The organism is Corynebacterium uberis (assembly GCF_020616335.1).
GTDB classification, from domain to species: Bacteria; Actinomycetota; Actinomycetes; order Mycobacteriales; family Mycobacteriaceae; genus Corynebacterium; species Corynebacterium uberis.
In genome coordinates this window covers 1283111-1300339 of the sequence record NZ_CP085051.1, presented here as the reverse complement: position 1 = coordinate 1300339, position 17229 = coordinate 1283111, and the positions used below count along the sequence as shown (strand labels likewise).

Annotated in this window: 14 protein-coding genes and 1 riboswitch; of the genes, 11 read left to right on the top strand and 3 right to left on the bottom strand. The window is 64.7% G+C overall.

The features are described 5' to 3' along the window. The first annotated feature begins 116 nt into the window (after positions 1-116). The 7 genes from LH390_RS06045 to LH390_RS06015 are packed head-to-tail and all read left to right on the top strand — an operon-like array spanning position 117 to position 6498. Complete coding sequence (locus tag LH390_RS06045; protein WP_283095031.1) at positions 117-851, top strand: helix-turn-helix transcriptional regulator; 735 nt, start codon at positions 117-119, stop codon at positions 849-851. Next, positions 848-2293 carry a Fe-S cluster assembly protein SufB gene (gene sufB / locus LH390_RS06040; RefSeq protein WP_227282154.1) on the top strand — a complete coding sequence of 482 codons (1446 nt, stop codon included), beginning with the start codon at positions 848-850 and terminating at the stop codon, positions 2291-2293. The genes LH390_RS06045 and sufB overlap by 4 nt, the downstream gene beginning before the upstream one ends. Positions 2294-2302: 9 nt before the next feature. Next, complete coding sequence (sufD, locus tag LH390_RS06035) at positions 2303-3475, top strand: Fe-S cluster assembly protein SufD (protein WP_227282605.1); 1173 nt, start codon at positions 2303-2305, stop codon at positions 3473-3475. Between the two features lie 51 nt (positions 3476-3526). After that, positions 3527-4282: a Fe-S cluster assembly ATPase SufC gene (gene sufC / locus LH390_RS06030; RefSeq protein ID WP_227282155.1), complete on the top strand. Its 756-nt coding sequence runs from the start codon at positions 3527-3529 to the stop codon at positions 4280-4282. Further along, the gene (locus LH390_RS06025; RefSeq protein ID WP_227282156.1) at positions 4282-5550 is read left to right on the top strand and encodes a SufS family cysteine desulfurase; all 1269 of its coding nucleotides are present in this window, start codon (positions 4282-4284) and stop codon (positions 5548-5550) included. Before sufC ends, LH390_RS06025 begins: the two co-directional genes overlap by 1 nt. Next, positions 5547-6068, top strand: a complete 522-nt coding sequence (sufU, locus tag LH390_RS06020; RefSeq protein WP_227326790.1) for a Fe-S cluster assembly sulfur transfer protein SufU — start codon at positions 5547-5549, stop codon at positions 6066-6068. Before LH390_RS06025 ends, sufU begins: the two co-directional genes overlap by 4 nt. Then, on the top strand, positions 6061-6498 hold the full coding sequence (locus tag LH390_RS06015) for a metal-sulfur cluster assembly factor (RefSeq protein WP_227324228.1): 438 nt from the start codon (positions 6061-6063) through the stop codon (positions 6496-6498). The genes sufU and LH390_RS06015 overlap by 8 nt, the downstream gene beginning before the upstream one ends. Before the next feature lie 41 nt (positions 6499-6539). Here the strand turns inward: LH390_RS06015 and LH390_RS06010 are convergent, their stop codons facing one another. Further along, positions 6540-7529 carry an SLAC1 family transporter gene (locus LH390_RS06010; protein ID WP_227282159.1) on the bottom strand — a complete coding sequence of 330 codons (990 nt, stop codon included), beginning with the start codon at positions 7527-7529 and terminating at the stop codon, positions 6540-6542. Positions 7530-7645: 116 nt separating this feature from the next. Here LH390_RS06010 and LH390_RS06005 point away from each other — a divergent pair, with 116 nt between their 5' ends. Both LH390_RS06005 and LH390_RS06000 read left to right on the top strand, forming a co-directional pair. Then, positions 7646-8521 carry a LysR family transcriptional regulator gene (locus LH390_RS06005; protein ID WP_227282160.1) on the top strand — a complete coding sequence of 292 codons (876 nt, stop codon included), beginning with the start codon at positions 7646-7648 and terminating at the stop codon, positions 8519-8521. A gap of 34 nt (positions 8522-8555) precedes the next feature. Next, positions 8556-10187: an ABC-F family ATP-binding cassette domain-containing protein gene (locus LH390_RS06000; protein ID WP_227282161.1), complete on the top strand. Its 1632-nt coding sequence runs from the start codon at positions 8556-8558 to the stop codon at positions 10185-10187. A 100-nt stretch (positions 10188-10287) separates the two neighbouring features. On the opposite strand, the gene metE is transcribed toward LH390_RS06000, so the two are convergent. Then, positions 10288-12639, bottom strand: coding sequence for a 5-methyltetrahydropteroyltriglutamate--homocysteine S-methyltransferase (metE, locus tag LH390_RS05995; RefSeq protein ID WP_227282162.1), 2352 nt, complete (start codon positions 12637-12639; stop codon positions 10288-10290). A gap of 68 nt (positions 12640-12707) precedes the next feature. Beyond that, entirely contained in the window at positions 12708-13784 is a 1077-nt protein-coding gene (locus tag LH390_RS05990) for a methylenetetrahydrofolate reductase (RefSeq protein WP_227282163.1), read from the bottom strand. 5 nt (positions 13785-13789) lie between these two features. Next, a riboswitch (SAM riboswitch) is annotated at positions 13790-13881 on the bottom strand. Between the two features lie 693 nt (positions 13882-14574). On the opposite strand from LH390_RS05990, the gene LH390_RS05985 reads away from it, so the two are divergent. Both LH390_RS05985 and LH390_RS05980 read left to right on the top strand, forming a co-directional pair. Beyond that, complete coding sequence (locus tag LH390_RS05985) at positions 14575-15420, top strand: GDSL-type esterase/lipase family protein (protein ID WP_227282164.1); 846 nt, start codon at positions 14575-14577, stop codon at positions 15418-15420. 168 nt (positions 15421-15588) lie between these two features. Further along, positions 15589-17142: an AMP-binding protein gene (locus tag LH390_RS05980; RefSeq protein WP_227282165.1), complete on the top strand. Its 1554-nt coding sequence runs from the start codon at positions 15589-15591 to the stop codon at positions 17140-17142. The last annotated feature ends 87 nt before the right edge of the window (positions 17143-17229 follow it).

The following is a 17229-nucleotide window of genomic DNA, read 5'->3' as shown; positions in this document are numbered from 1 at the left end:
CTGTGGTCGAAAACACAGCATACCGGACGGGTGCGCACGGCCGTGGCCGATAGGCCCGTTGTTTAAGACCCTGAGATTTCTCAACGCACAAGCTAGGAGAAAGGAGATGGCAGCAGATGAGCCGTGAGCGTCGCTTAGAGGGTAAGGAAACTTCAGAGCCCACAACCCGACGCGATCCCGCCGAAGGCGATACTCGGCACACCATCATGCTGACCCTTCTCAAACACGCCCCCGTCACCGCCGGCGAGGTCGCCGACCGCCTAGGCCTATCGGCCGCAGGCGTGCGCCGACACCTTGACGTGCTGGAATCGGAGGGCATGGCGTGCACCGTTCGCCGACGCCTCCCCGGCAAGGCCGCGGCACCGCGCGGTAGGCCAGCGAAGTATTTTCAGCTCACCGACCGTGGCCGTGAACTATTCGGGCATGACTATCACAACCTTGCCCAGCTGGCACTGAACGCGCTCCGCGAACAGGGCGGCTCGGAGGCGGTACGTGCGTTAGCGCGGGCACGCATTCACGCTATTCTCGCGGATGTGGAACCCGTGGGCTCCTCGGAGCGCACAGTCGAAGACATCGCTAGCGATCTCGCCCAAGCCTTCGATGACAACGGCTACGCCGCCACCGTGCGCAGCGCCGGCGGTGGCGTCCAGATCTGCCAGCATCACTGTCCCATTTCCCAGGTCGCAGCCGAGTTCCCGGAACTGTGCGAAGCCGAGCATGACATGATCGCCCAACTCACGGGCCTGCACGTCCAGCCCTTAGCTTCCATAGCCAACGGAAACGTAGTGTGCACCACCAATATCCCACTGCAACCCAAACCCGCAGCCCCCGATGAAAGGAGCGGTTCATGACCCAGGCGTCGCAGAACCCGGGCGTAACTAAGCCGATGAATGATGATGAGATCATCGAGTCCATGGGCGCCTATGAGTATGGCTGGCACGACTCCGACGTCGCCGGCGCGGCGGCGCGCCGCGGCCTCAACGAGGCAGTCGTGCGCGACATCTCCATGCAAAAAAAGGAACCGGAATGGATGCTTGAACAGCGCCTGAAGGCCTACAACATCTTTGAAAAGAAGCCGATTCCTACGTGGGGCCCGGATCTATCCGGCATCGACTTTGATCAGATCAAGTACTACGTCAAGTCCACCGAGGCCATGGCCCAGTCCTGGGATGATCTGCCGGCAGACATCAAGGCCACCTATGACAAGCTGGGCATCCCGGAGGCGGAAAAGCAGCGCCTCGTCGCCGGCGTTGCGGCGCAGTACGAGTCTGAGGTGGTCTACCACCAGATTAGGGAAGACCTCCAGGAAAAAGGCGTCATCTTCGTCGACACCGATACCGCCGTGCGCGAATACCCGGAGCTGTTCCGTGAGCACTTTGGCACGGTCGTCCCGGCTGGGGACAACAAGTTCTCCGCCCTCAACTCCGCCGTATGGTCTGGCGGCTCCTTCATCTACGTGCCCAAGGGTGTGCACGTGGATATCCCGCTGCAAGCGTATTTCCGCATCAACACGGAAAACATGGGGCAGTTCGAGCGCACGCTCATCATCGTCGATGAGGACGCCTACGTGCACTACGTCGAGGGCTGCACCGCGCCGATTTATAAGTCCGATTCGCTGCACGCCGCCGTGGTGGAGATCATCGTGAAAAAGGGCGCACGGTGCCGCTACACAACCATTCAGAACTGGTCTAACAACGTTTATAACCTGGTCACCCAGCGTGCTCGCGCCGAAGAGGGCGCGACCATGGAGTGGGTGGACGGCAACATCGGCTCCAAGACGAACATGAAATACCCGGCGGTGTGGATGACCGGCCCGCACGCGAAGGGCGAGGTGCTGTCCGCACAGTTCTCTGGCGAGGGCCAGTTCCAGGACACCGGGGCGAAGATGGTGCACATGGCGCCGTATACGTCCTCCAACGTGGTGTCTAAGTCCGTCTCCCGCAACGGTGGCCGCTCGGCGTACCGGGGCCTGATTGAGATTCACCAAAACGCTCATCACTCGACCGCCAACGTGGAGTGCGACGCGCTCTTGGTGGACAACATCTCGCGGACCGATACCTACCCGTACAACGACATCCGTAATGATCACGTGACGCTGGGGCACGAGGCCACGGTCTCCCAGGTGTCCGTTGACCAGTTGTTCTACCTGATGAGCCGCGGGCTGACGGAAGAAGAAGCCATGGGCATGATCGTGCGTGGGTTCGTTGAGCCCATTGCCAAGGAGCTGCCCATGGAGTATGCGCTAGAACTCAATCGCCTGATTGAACTGCAGATGGAAGGATCGGTGGGCTAAGTGGCTGAAATGGTCAAAAACGCAACTCCCCATAACACCAAGGGCGATGTCTTCACGTCCTTTAATGTGGAGGACTTTGACGTCCCCAAGGGACGCGATGAGATCTGGCGTTTTGTCTCCCTGCGTGCGCTGCGCGGCCTGCACAATGGCTCCTTCGCCCAGCCCACCGATCCGGACATCACCGTGACCGTGGGCGGCAAGGAGGTGAGCCCAGAGTCCGGGGTGAGCGTAGAAAGAATCGCCAAGGACGATGCGCGCGCGACCTACGCGGGTGCCCCCGCCGATAGGGTGGCGGCCCAGGCGTGGACGTCCATGACGGATGTCACCTTGGTCACGGTGGCCAAGGACACGAAGATTGACGATGCCATCTACGTCACCACCACGGGCCACGGCATTGAGGCTCCGACCTTTGCCGGCGTGGTCATCGCCGTGGAGCCGCATGCTGAGGCCACGGTCGTGCTGTCCTACCAGGGGCATGCCACCCACGCCGACAACATTCACTTCCGCATCGGAGACGGCGCCCGGCTGACCGTGGTCGTGGACGCGGATTGGGAAAATGACTCCGTGCATCTGTCCCAGCACCAGGCCGTGGTGGGCCGCGATGCCCGGCTCCACCACAGCGTGGCTACCTTCGGCGGCGAGGTCGTCCGCATCGTGCCGCGCGTGCGTTTTGAGGCACAAGGCGGGGAAGTAGAGCTTCTGGGCGTCTACTTCGCGGATGACGGGCAGTACTTTGAAAACCGGCTCCTGGTGGACCACTCCGAACCCAACTGCACCTCGAACGTGCTGTACAAGGGTGCGCTGCAAGGCAACCCGGATACCCGCACGGAAGCGCGGACCTGCTGGGTGGGCGATGTGCTCATTCGGGCCGCCGCCACCAACACCAACACCTATGAAGCCAACCGCAACCTGGTGCTCAGCCAGGGTGCCCGCGCGGACGCGATTCCCAACCTGGAAATTGAGACCGGGGATATCCCGGGCGCGGGTCACGCCGCGACGGTGGGACGTTTCGATGACATGCATGTGTTCTATCTGATGAGCCGGGGCATCCCGGAAGCAGAGGCCCGCAGGCTCATTGTTCACGGGTTCTTCACCGAGGTGATTCGCCAGATTCCGGTGCAGTCTGTACGCGAGGAATTGGAGCGCCGAGTGGAAAAGGAACTGGAAAACGTGGTGGTCTAACCCCACCCGGGTTCAGGCGCTGCCGTTGTTCGAGGAGAAAAGGAAGTCATAATGTCTACGTTTGAAATTAAGAACCTGCATGCCACCGTGTTGCCCACTGAGGAAGGCGGGGAGGCCAAGGAGATTCTCAAGGGTGTGAACCTGACGGTGAAGTCGGGGGAGACCCACGCCATCATGGGCCCTAATGGTTCGGGCAAGTCCACGCTGGCGTACGCGCTAGCGGGGCACCCGCGCTATGAGGTGACCGAGGGTGAGGTGCTGCTCGACGGGGAGAACATCCTGGAACTTGGCGTCGATGAGCGCGCGCGTGCCGGCCTGTTCCTGGCCATGCAGTATCCCACCGAGGTCCCCGGGGTCTCCATGTCGAACTTCCTGCGTACGGCGGTCACCGCGGTGCGCGGCGAGGCCCCGAAGCTGCGCGACTGGGTCAAGGAGGTTAACGCGGCTACGCAGGACCTCAAGATTGATAAGTCCTTTAGCGAGCGGTCCGTCAACGAGGGCTTTTCCGGCGGCGAGAAGAAGCGCCATGAGGTCTTGCAGCTAGACCTGCTCAAGCCCAAGTTCGCGGTGATGGATGAGACGGACTCCGGCCTGGACGTCGACGCCCTGCGCGTGGTCTCGGAGGGGATTAACCGTTACCAGGAGACCACCGACGGCGGGATCATCATGATCACGCACTACAAGCGCATTTTGGAATACGTCATTCCGGATGTTGTGCACGTGTTTGCCAACGGCCGGGTAGTCACCTCGGGCGGCCCGGAACTTGCGGACAAGCTCGAGGCCGAGGGATACGAACAGTTCCTGTGATGAGCAGTTTTCAGACCTCCGACGGCGCGCTGGATGTTGCCGCGATTCGCGCCGAGTTCCCTATACTGTCGCGGACGGTGCGCGGCGGACGCCCCTTGGTCTACCTCGACTCCGGGGCGACCTCGCAGCGCCCGGAGCGCGTGTGGCGCGCGGAGGAAGACTTCGTGTTGGGGCACTGGGCGCCGGTGCATCGAGGCGCCTATGAGGTTGCGGAGGAGGCCACGGACGCCTACGAGAACGCCCGGGCAGCAATCGCCTCCTTCATCGGCGCCGCGGACAAGGAAATTTCCTTTACCAAGAACGCCACGGAGGCGTTGAACTCGGTTGCCTTCATGTTGGGTGACCGCCGTGCCGGAGATTATGCCGTCGGCCCCGGGGATACGGTGGTTATCACCGAGCTAGAGCATCATGCGAATCTGGTGCCCTGGCAGGAGCTGTGCCAGCGCACCGGGGCAACGCTGCGGTGGTATCGGGTCACCCCGGACGGCCGGATTGATCTGGATTCCTTGGACCTGGACGATTCGGTCAAGGTGGTTGCCTTTACGCACCAGTCGAACGTGACGGGTGCTGTCACCGACGTCGCTGAGGTTGTCGCCCGGGCCCGGGCCGTAGGGGCGCTCACGGTCCTAGATGCGTGCCAGTCTGTGCCCCATCAGGCGGTTGACGTGCACGCCCTAGGCGTGGATGCCGCGGCTTTTTCTGGCCACAAGATGCTGGGCCCTACTGGCGTGGGCGTGTTGTATCTGCGTGAGGAGCTCGGGGAGGCACTGCCGCCCTTCCTTACCGGCGGATCCATGATCGAGGTGGTGACCATGGAAAACACCACCTTCGCGGCCCCGCCGCAGCGTTTCGAGGCCGGCACCCAGATGACCAGCCAGGTCGTCGGCCTGGGTGCGGCTGTGGAGTTTTTGCGCGAGGTCGGCATGGACGCCATTGCCGCCCACGAGCATGATCTGACGGCCTATGCGTTGCAGCAGCTGTCCGAGGTTCCGGGGCTGGCAATCGTGGGGCCGACGGATATGACGCTGCGCGGCAGCGCCGTGTCCTTCACCGTGTCCGGCGTGCACCCGCACGATTTGGGCCAGGTGCTCGATGATCACGGGGTGTGCATCCGGGTGGGCCATCATTGCGCGTGGCCTGTGCACCGGTGCATGGGTGCCCAGTCGACGGCTCGCGCGTCCTTTTACCTGTACAACACCAGGGCGGAGGTCGATGCGCTGGTTGAGGCGATCGGCGCTGCCCGGAGTTTCTTTGGAGTTGATCGGTGAATCTTGACTCGATGTACCAGGAGGTGATCCTGGATCACTATAAGAACCCGCAGTTCGCTGGCCTTCGGGAGCCGTTTGGTGCGGAGGTCCATCACGTCAATCCGTCCTGTGGGGACGAGCTGACGCTGCGGGTGGCGCTGTCGGCTGATGGCAGCACCGTGGAGGATGTCTCTTATGACGCTGAGGGCTGTTCCATCAGCCAGGCCTCCACGTCGGTGTTGGCAGAAGGGGTCATCGGCAAACCGGTGGATGAGGCGATGGCCAAGCTCGCGGAGTTTGAGGCGATGGTGACGTCCCGGGGCCAGCGGGAGGGCGATCCTGAGATCATCGGAGACGGCGTCGCCTTTGCCGGGGTATCGCGGTATCCCGCCCGGGTGAAGTGCGCGCTATTGGGATGGAAGGCTTTTCAGGCCGCTACGGCCGAGGCGTTGGATCACCGTGACGCCGGACAAGAAGGATCAGGATCGGGTAGCGGTTCTGATTCGATGAGTACTGCACGGAAGGAGCATGATGACTGAGCCTGTGAACGGAGCGTCGACAAGCGATGCGGACGGCTACGTGATTGATTCTGGTTTTGATCCGCAGGATCCCGCCCAGCGTCCTGAGCAGACAGAACAGGACATCAAGGACGCCGCGGCGGTGGAAGAGTACCTCCACGATGTGATCGACCCAGAGCTGGGCATCAACGTTGTGGATTTGGGTTTGGTCTATGACATCTGGATGGATCATTCCCAGGAGGGCGTACGCAAGGCGATGGTGAACATGACCTTGACGTCTCCGGCCTGTCCGCTGACGGACATGTTGGAGGACCAGACGCACGCTGCGGTGATCGGCAACAGTGCCGCGGATGATGTGCAGATCAACTGGGTGTGGATGCCGCCGTGGGGTCCGCACATGATCACCGAGGAAGGCCGCGAGCAGCTGCGCGCCCTCGGCTTTGCGGTTTAAGGTCTAGCCCCTCGGGGGGGCTGTGGTGCCAGCGCAGCCGGCTATGCGTGGCTGTGCTGGTGGTGCCGCACGCACGCCAGCACGCTGCCGGAGCCGGCCCACAGCCAATTGATGGCAAGCAGGATGAGAAAGACCTGGCTGACGCCGGTCCAGCCCTGCGCCCAGGACCCCAAGCAGCACGTGCCGATGGGGAAGGTGGAGGCCCACCAACCAGGCGTAAACGCCATGTGGTTGCGCAGGCCGCGGATGAGGCTGGCGTAGGCCCAGGGCACGGCGCAGACGCCTATGCACGCCATGATGATGCCGTAATGGTCCGCCGCATCGGTCCAGTGCCAGCCGTGACGCTCCCAGTGCTGGGACAGGGCGTGAGCGGCAGCGGTGGACTGGCCCACCACGCCGAGGGGGATGAAGGCGGAGACGCTGGCGTTGATGGGCGGCCAGCCGTGGGCGTAGACGTAGGCGAATATCGGGAGCGCGCAGGTCAGGGTGAGCGCAAAGCAGCCAGTGGCCACGACGAGGGTGGGCAATTCGAACGCCGGGGGGACGTGGCCGGACAGGTTCGCCCCGCCGGTGGCGGAGACCATGGGCGCCACCACGGGCAATCCCCAGGCGAAGACGGGTTGCCCGGCGCGGTGGGTGAGGATCTTGGCGCAGAACCAGGGGGTGATGGCGATGCCCAGGATGGTGCCAATGGTCCATAGAACGGCGTCGATGCCCCAGGTATCGGGGATGATCTGGGCGGTGGCGGCCCCGACGGCGAGGATGCCCATGGAGACCATGCCCCAGCCGGTGGCCTCACCGGGGATGGTCAGGGCGTCGGTGAGGACGGTGCGGTCGTGGTGGACGCGGCGGGCGAACCCGACGGATTGGGCGATGAGCAGGATCCAGGCGATGGCAAGGATGAGCCAGGCGGGGACGGAGTAGCCGTGCAGGGAGGCGAGGTTAGCCAGGATGGCTGTTCCCATGACGCTGCCCCACCAGGGTGGTCCCGCTGGCTGGGGCAAGAGGGTGGGGGCCTTAGATCGTGTCATGGGTGCTCAGGGTGGCAGAACTCGGCGTGGGTGTCGATGCCCAGAATGCCGATGACCCCACAAAAAATATTTGTGGCTGCCTCGCGTCTATGCTGGTGGATGTGCATAATCAGCGAGTGCCAGACCTAAAGACCCTACAGACGATTGTGGGGGTGGCTGATGGGGGTTCCTTTGGGGCGGCGGCTGCCGAATTGGGGCTATCGCAGCAGGCCGTCTCGGCGCGGGTGAAGGAGGCGGAGGCCAACCTTGGTGTCGCCTTGTTTGCTCGCACCTCCCGGGGCGCGCAGCCGACCGTGGCTGGCACGGCGCTGCTCGCCGGTGCCCGGGATGTGCTGGCTGCGGCGCAGCGCTTGGAGCAAGATGCCCAGGAGCTGCGCCATCCGGGCAGGCAGACCGTGACCGTGAGCGCGTCCTTTACGGCGGTGGCCGCCTATGTTCCCCAGTGGGTTGCCGCGCTGCACCAGCATCATCCCCACATGCACTTTCGGGTACGCGCCGGAAACTCCACCGAGATTGCGCTGGCAGTGGCGGCGGGAGACGTGGGCCTGGGGGTCATCGAGTCCCGGGAGATCGTGGCAGCCGCGCGCCATCGCCTGGATGATCGGGTGGTAGCCACCGATGAGTTGTGCGTTGCGGTCCCGCCGCACCATCACTGGGCGCACGAGCCGCGTATCGACGCCGCGACCCTGCGCCGCACCCCGCTCATCATGCGGGAGGCAGGATCGGGAACCCGCACTGTGGCGGAAGCGGCACTGGGCAGGCTGGCCACCCCGGTCGCGGAGGTGGCCTCGCAACAGGGGGTGGCGGCCTGCGTGCGCGAACTGGGCGTGCCCGCAATCCTGCCGGCCCGCCTGGTTGCGGCCGCGGGCTTGGTCGGGGTGCCGGTGGACGGAGTGGACCTGAGCCGTCCGATTCGGCTGGTCTGGCGGCGTGGCTCCCCGCCCCGGGGCGCGCAGGCGTCCCTGATGCGTGCCGCGTTGAGCACCGCTTAAGCGGTGGGGACGGGCGTTGATACACTAGCCCGTTGTGATTGTCACCCATGACCTTGAAGTCCGCGTTGGAGCCCGCACGCTGTTGACCGCCCCGGGGGATCACCTGCGCGTCCAGCCAGGGGATCGCATCGGGCTGGTCGGGCGCAACGGTGCGGGAAAGACCACGACGATGCGGATCTTGGCGGGCCAGACGAAGCCGTATGGGGGCACCGTGACGGTCTCAGGCGAGGTGGGCTACCTGCCGCAGGATTCCCGCGAAGGCAACATCGAGCAGACGGCGCGGGATCGCGTGCTGTCTGCGCGTGGACTCGACCGGCTGCGTTCGTCGATGGAACGCCAGCAGGAGATCATGGAGACCACCAGCGACAGCTCCAAGCGAGATGCGGCGATTAGGAAGTACTCGCGCCTGGAGGAGCAGTACCACACTCTGGGCGGCTATGAGGCAGATAGTGAGGCCGCGCAGATCTGCGATAACCTCGGCCTGCCCGAGCGGGTGTTGGACCAGCAGCTGTCTACACTGTCCGGCGGACAGCGTCGCCGCGTCGAACTGGCGCAGATTCTCTTTGCCGCCACCGCCGGCTCCGGCAAGTCGGCCACCACCTTGCTGCTCGACGAGCCGACCAACCACCTGGACTCGGACTCGATTGCCTGGCTGCGGGAATTTTTGTCCAAGCACGAGGGCGGGCTGATCATGATCTCCCACGACGTGGAGCTGCTGGACGCGGTGTGCAACAAGGTGTGGTTCCTCGATGCCGTGCGCGCCGAGGCGGACGTGTACAACATGAGCTTTGCCAAGTACCAGAAGGCGCGTGCCCAAGATGAGCAGCGGCGGCGTCGGGAGCGGGCCAACGCGGAAAAGAAGGCCTCTGCGCTGCGCCAGCAGGCTGACAAGCTGGGGGCGAAGGCCACCAAGGCCAAGGCGGCCAAGCAGATGGCGGCCCGGGCGGAGCGGATGCTCGATTCCCTTGATGAGGTGCGGGTGGCTGACAAGGTCGCCCACATTTCCTTCCCGGAGCCGGCCCCGTGCGGCAAGACGCCCATGTTCGCCCAGGGGCTGACCAAGATGTATGGCTCGCTGGAGGTCTTCGCCGGGATTGACCTGGCCATCGATAAGGGCTCGCGCGTTGTTGTTCTGGGCTTTAATGGCGCCGGAAAGACCACGCTGCTCAAGCTGCTTGCCGGGGTTGAGCGCACCGACGGAGAGGGCGGCATCGTCAGCGGGCACGGGCTCAAGATCGGCTATTTTGCGCAGGAGCATGACACGATCGACCCCCAGGCCAGCGTGTGGGAGAACACCATTCGGGCCTGCCCGGACGCCGGCGAGCAGGACCTGCGCGGCCTGTTGGGGGCGTTTATGTTCTCTGGCGAGAAGCTTGATCAGCCGGCGGGTACGTTGTCCGGTGGCGAAAAGACGCGCCTGGCGCTGGCCACGCTGGTCAGCTCCCGGGCCAACGTGCTGCTGCTTGACGAGCCCACGAACAACCTGGATCCGGTATCCCGGGAGCAGGTGCTCGGGGCGCTGGCCTCCTATACCGGGGCCGTGGTGCTGGTCACCCACGATCCCGGCGCGGTGCGGGCGCTGGAACCCGAGCGGGTCATCGTGCTTCCGGATGGCACCGAGGACCTGTGGAGCGACGAGTACATGGAGATCGTCGAGCTGGCCTGAGAAATCCTGGGCCGGCCTCAACCAGCCTCAACCGGCCTGAGCCGGCTTGAGCGGACTTGAGCCGGCAGCAGCGCCGGCCACTGCCGGCGTGAGCCAGCAATTAGCTCAGCTGCGCGCGCACCTGCTCTGCGGCTTCGACAAGGTGGCGCAGGGTCTGGGCGGTTTCCTCCCAGCGCCGGGTCTTGAGGCCACAGTCGGGGTTCACCCACACCTGGCGGGGGTCCAGGGCGCCGACGGCAACCTCAATAAGCTCCCGGATCTCTGCGGTGCTGGGCACGCGTGCGGAGTGGATGTCCCACACGCCTGGGCCCAGCCCGCGGGCGAAGCCGTGCTCGGCCAAGGCCGGCAGGACCTTGAGCCGGGAGCGGGAGGCCTCAATGGAGGTGACGTCAGCGTCTAGGCTATCTACCGCGTCGACGATGGTGGCAAAGTCCGAGTAGCACAGGTGGGTGTGGATGGAGGTCTCCGGGCCCGCCCCGGAGGTGGCCAGCCGGAACGCGCCCACGGACCACTCCAGGTATGCGGCGCGGTCGGCCTCGCGCAGGGGCAGCAGCTCGCGGATGGCCGGCTCATCAACCTGGATGATGGAAATGCCTGCCTCGGTCAGGTCCTTGACCTCTTCACGCAGGGCCAGGCCCAGCTGATCTGCCACCTCTTGGGCGGGGACGTCTTCGCGTACAAAGGACCAGGCCATGATGGTGACCGGGCCGGTGAGCATCCCCTTGACGGGCTTGTCGGTCAGCGATTGCGCGTAGGCGGACCACTCGACGGTCATGGGCGCGGGCCGGGAGATGTCACCCCACAGAATCGAGGGGCGGGTGCACCGGGAGCCGTACGATTGCACCCAACCGTGCGTGGTGGTCGCGCAGCCGTCGAGAAGCTCTGCGAAGTACTGCACCATGTCATTGCGCTCGGCCTCACCGTGCACGAGCACATCGAGGCCCAGGTCCTCCTGCTGCCGGATGACCTGCTCGATTTCCGCTCGCATGGCCTGCGTGTAGTCGGCGTCGCTCAGTTCGCCGCGACGATGGGCGGCGCGGGCGTTGCGGATCTGCGCAGTCTGCGGGAAGGATCCGATGGTGGTGGTGGGAAGCAGCGGCAGCTGCAGCGCCTCTGCCTGCGCGCGGCGGCGCTCTTGATAATCCCCACGGGTGCGCTGCTTGGCGGTCACTGCAGCGGTGGCGGTGCGAATCTCGGGCTTGTCGACGCCCCCGTGGTCGCGGCGGGAGGCCAGTGCGGCTCGGTTGTCCTCCAGTTCCTGCGCGATCGCTGCGTCCCCTTCGCGCGCGCCGACGGCAAGCGTGGCCACCTCCGTGGCCTTTTGATCCGCAAACGCCAGCCACCTGCGAATCTGGGGATCAAGATCGACCTCGCGCTCCACATCATGGGGAACGTGTTGCAGCGACGTGGACGTGGTGATGCTGACCTGCACGTTTTCGCCCAGTTCGGCCGTCGCCGTGCGCACTACGGCAAGCGCGGCATCGAAGTCCGTGCGCCAGATATTGCGCCCGGAGACCACGCCCAGGCCCAGGGTGCGTCCGGCAAAAGCCGCACCCCATCGGCGCCATTGCTGTGCGTCTGGTTGCGCGCCGCGCACGAGGTCAACGATGACCGCCTGCACGGGGGTCTGCGCGAGCACATCCACGGCGTCGAAAGCCTGCCCGTAGGTCAAAGCAACCGCAAGCTGAAGATCCGTGCCCGAGGCGAGCCGACCGTAGGCGCGGGAGACGGCCTCCAGCAGCGCGCCGCGATCCTGGGGGGTACGGTGACGATCCGTGACCAGGGCGGGCTCGTCGAACTGCACCCAGGTGGCACCGGCGTCCTTCAGCTCGGCAAGCAGCTGCTCGTAGAAGCCGAGGAGATCATCAAGGCGCTCCAGCGGGTTAAACCCCTCGGGAGCGGAGTCAGCGGCCTTGGCTAGCGCCAAATACGTCACCGGGCCGACCAAGACAGGGCGCGCTACCGCACCCAACTCCCGCAACCCAGCAACGCGCGGCGAACCCAGGTACTCAAATTCCGTGCCCGGGCCGATTTCCGGAACCAAATAGTGGTAGTTGGAGTCGAACCACTTGGTCAGCTCGAGTGCCGGGCGGTCTCCCTCGCCGCGGGCCACAGTAAACTGCGCGCGCAGTGCCTCGGCGCCCTCCGGATCCTGTGCCGCGCGCAACACCTCCCGCTCCGGTGCGAAGCGCTCCGGCAGCGCGCCGGCGGCCAGCGTGATGTCCAAGACCTGGTCGTAGTAGCTAAAGTCCTCCGGGACCGCGGCGGGGGAGTCCAGGCCCAATTCTTGCAGGCGCTGGGTCCGCGCCGCGCGCAGCTGGGCGGCGGTCTCAGCAGGGTTGTTGTCCCCGCCCGACCAGAAGGCCTCGATGGCGCGCTTGAGCTCGCGGTTCGCGCCGATGCGCGGATAGCCCAAAACGGTGGCTGCGGGGAAAGAAGTGGTGGTAGTCATAGGTGAACTCCTTGAGATAGCGGAAAAGATATGTGCGGTATGAGCTAGGGGGGTGATGGAGCCGACAGCTACGCGCTGGGGGTGAGTCGATGCAGCGCCAACGCCACCAGCTCCGGGTCAGCCTCGTGATCGACCGGCAGCGGGGTGCCCAGGCGCGGATGCAGGTAGCCTGCGGCGGCCAGGTAGTCCAGCAGGTCCAAGGTGGGCCGCGGTCGGTTGAAGGTATAGAGGTGGATCCCGGGTGCGCCGGCGTCAAGCGTGGCGGTAATCAGGCGCATGGTTTCTCCCAGCGCGGCGCTGGCCAGCTGCCGCGGAGAGGTCGCCTCCTCATACATCTGGCGCAGCCGCGCGGGGATGGCGATGCCAGCCAGCCGTTCCATGGCCTCCAAACGCCGTACATCGTGCAGGGGCAGGATGCCCGGGATGATGGGCAGCCGGGAGCCGGACATGGCCAACTCGCGGACCAAGGAGGCATAGCCGGCGGCGTCGTAGAAGACCTGGGAGATGGCGTAGTCAGCCCCCGCGCGCTCCTTTTCCAGCAGCGCGGCAATATCATTGGCGCGCCCCTGGCTGGTAGCCGCCGGGTAGGCGGCCACGGCGATGGACACGTAGTCCTGGGGGCACGGGGCGCTGGCCGCGCCCGAACCATTGGGCCCGGTTCCTACGCCATCCGGCAGCTCTTCTGCGGCGACCTGCCGGATGAGTTCCACAAGCTCGACTGCCCGGGACAACCGATCATGCTCCGCAGGGCGGAAGGACGGGTCCGGGTTCCCACCAGCTGGCGGGTCCCCGCGCAGCGCGAGGAAATCTCGGATGCCGGCGCGCAAGAGAAGCCGAACGATCATGGACAGCTCTGAGCGCGTTGACCCCAGGCAGGTCAGGTGCGCCACGGCGGGCAGCCCGGGGTGGCGGTCAACCACATTGAGCAAAACCTGAACAGAGCGATCGCGGGTGTCCGTGGCGGCGCCGGCGGCCCCGTACGTCACGGAGACAAAGTTGGGGGCGGCAGTGATCAACCTCTCAATGCCAGCCCACACTCCGGAGGTTCGTGAGGGGTTGCGGGGTGGATAGAGTTCGAAGGACACCGTGGGGGTATCCGTGGGACGGCCGGGACGGTACCCGGCGTACAGATGTGCGGTGGACACAGTTCTTCCTATTGAACCCGGCTGTAGCACCCTTCCAGGGCTCTGGGGGTTGCTGCGGCGTCGCTGATCCGGGTCTCTCGGCCGCTCTGAATAGGTGTTCATGAGGCTAAACGAGGGCCCCAATAGGCCACCAGCCCCGCGCTGCTCTTCCCAGTGTTAGCCCAGGTCAGCCCGTGAATGAAAATAATGCGAGCGGATGGATGGCACCGGTCTGGCGGGGTGGGAACACCGGGGGCGGTGGGGCAGTTCAGGACGCCCACGCCCCCGGGAGATGCCGGGGGACGGCGGGCCCAGAAAAGGCGGCGAGAAGGCACCGTGGCAGAGTGTGCGAAGCAGCCTTGGGGTGCACACGTGTGGGCGGGCTTGTGTGGCAGCGCGTGCGGCGGGACGGGCGTCAGTACGCGGGCGGGGGCGCCGTTACCAGAATGTAACGTTGTCTCCGGCGACTGCGATGAAAATGGTGAATGCGTCAAGACGTGATAAATTGACCGCGTTCGTACGCCCGGCGTGCCAAAGATTCCACACTCGCCTTGGACTGGGTCCATAGGGGTGCGGTCTGCGTGGTGCCGTGCGGGTGGCGCCTGGTGTGACTCGAGTTTTTCGAGGATTAGGTCCCGGCGACCTCGTTGGGTTACCCAGGCGTATCTTTGTGTGAGCAAGAGCTTTGCCAGGCGAAACTACTTGACTCTACACTGTAGATCACGAGTAGTATTCAGTAACATCAGTCCCATTTGTCACATTGGTTTCGGTCGTGGGCAGCCGTCCAGCAGCCAAGGAGAGAGAAGAAAATATGTCGATTCGTTCCCTGTGCTCCCGCACAGCAGCAGGCCTAGCGAGCTTGGCGCTATCCGCCGGAATCATCGCCGCCCCCATCGCGGGAGCGGCGCCGAACGCGCTCGTTGGCTTCGGGGACTCCGTCTTGGCCAACCCGGCCATCAATGACTTCTTGATGTCCAAGGTTGCGCCGCTGCCCGGCGCCGTGCCCAACCCCAACATCGCCAACAACTGCGCTACGGACGCCTTTGGCACCGTCAAGCAGACCGCCGCTGCCCGCGGAATGGAGCCCCACGATTACTCGTGCCCTGGCGCTTCTGCTTTCTCTGGCGGAAAGCTCCTGCGCACCCAGATCGATGACGCACTGCGTGACGGCGCGCTCGACGGGGCCACCCGAGAGGTCATCATCCAGACCGGATTCAATGACATCTACGGCAACCTGTTCGCCGGGCAGTCCCCGGAGTCCATCCACGGCCGCTACGTGGACACCGTCGTCCCCGAAATCAACCGCATCCGGCAGGCCGCCCCCAACGCCGCCATCAAGGTGGTGGGCTACCCCTCTATCTCTGACAACTTTGGCGTCTGCATGATCCAGCTGGGCAACAACATTCACTCGTTGGAGAACCTGCGCCAGGTCACCGACTGGGAGAACATCGCGGAGAACATGCTTCGCGACGCCGCCGCCCGCTCCGGGGTTGCCTACGTCGACCTGCGCGGGCCGAGCATGGGTCACGGCATGTGCGCCCCCGACGGGCAGCGGTGGTTCGGCGCGCTCATCGATCTGGGCCAGCCGCGGAACCTGCCGGTGCATATGACTGATCTTGGAAAAGGTCGCGTCGCCGAGATCATTTCCGCAGCATAACTCCATCACCACGTCGCACACAGAGGTTACATCTTGTTAAAACCGGAAGACCTGGTAGAACGCTCCGTCGGCGCCCGGGTATCTGTCATCCGTCAAATCCGTTCCTTAGCTGATAGCACCCCTTGGGTCCTCAAGGCAGGAATCCTGTCCTCGCGGGGACCAGCCGGCGTGGCTAAGTTGGCAACAAGCGTCCTGCGCTGGCACTTCTCTCCGGCCGCGCTCATGGAGGCCGCCGCCCACCTGGACTCGAACCACCGCGCGATCATCGATGACATGGGGGAGCTGACCTATGGTGAGCTGCGCGATCAAGCCCTCAGGTTTACCGAGACCCTGCAGCACCTCGGCGTTGAGGAAGGCAGCCAGGTGGCCGTCATCGCCCGCAACTCCCGCGTGGTTCCGATGTGCCTGATTTCCTGTGCGTACCTGGGCGCCACCCCGATGATCATCAACCCGGCCTCCTCTCCAGCGCAGATGTCGCGCATCATCCTGGAGTACGGTGCCACCGTTGTCGTGGCGGATGGCGAATACGCCATCCAACTGGAAGTCGACGAAACGCCGATCATCGCCGCCTACGGCACTGAGGGCCGCACGTCGGAGGAGTACCCGGACAACGTGTACGCCTTCCAGGATGAGATCAATCGCTCCGCCGGACGCCCGAAGCTGAAGTTCCGGGCTGCCCCCGCGCCGCTGATCATCATGTCCTCCGGAACCACCGGGGTGCCCAAGGGCGTGGTGCGAGCTATTCCTAAGAGCCCCGCTGTCTTGGGGTCTGTGCTGCCCAAGATTCCGTGGCGCAAGGCCGGCACCGTGCAGCTGACCTGCTCCCTCTTCCACGCGTGGGGGTGGATGAACCTCAACGTCGCGCTGGCCACCAAGTCTACGATGGTGCTCCGCCGGGAGTTTGATCCGCGCCAGGCGGTGCGTGACTGCATCGACTACAACGTGTGCGGGGTCCTATCCTCGGCGGTCTTCCTACGGGACTTCCAGAAGGAATATGACCAGCTATCCGTCGAGTATAAGCAACGCATCCACCTAGAATTCATCGCCTCGTCTGGCAACGCCATCCCGCCGATCCTGGTGCGCGGACTATCCGAGCGTTTTGGCCAGATTGTGTGCAACTTCTACGGGTCCACCGAGCACGGGCCGGTGGCCACCGCCAGCGGGCCGGAGCTATTTGAGGATCCTTCCCGCGCCGGCACGATTGCGCCCGGGGTGCGCATGGCCATCGTGCGCGATGACGGCACCGAAGCAGCAGTGGGGGAGATCGGCAAGATCTACAGCTGCAACGCCGAAACCATGGTTGGCTACCTGTCCGCACGCGACAAAGTCAGCGTGCATGACGCCATGCTAGGCACGGGGGACCTCGGACACATGGACGCGCAGGGCTTCCTGCACGTGCATGGTCGCTCCGATGACATGGTGATCAAGGGTGGAGAAAACGTCTACCCCCGGGAGCTTGAGGACTTCCTGCTGCGCCAGCCCGGCGTGCGTGACGCCTACGTGCGCGGCGTGCGCCAAGACATCGTGGCCCGCGTGGACGCCTACATTGTTGTCGCCGATAATGAGGAGGGCGCCAAGCTTGACGACGACGCCGTGCGCGAGCTCATCCGCACCAACCTCGCCGAGCACAACGTGCCGGACTTCATCTGCCGGATCAAAGAGATGCCGCGCAATGATGCCGGCAAGGTTGTCCCGCGCCTGCTGCCGCAGCCGTCCGTCTAAGGCAGGCCACGGCACACAAGCCACCCCCGCACCCTTCTCTGACTAATGGCCCGAGCCGGCCGCCACTGGCGGTCGGCGGGAACGAGC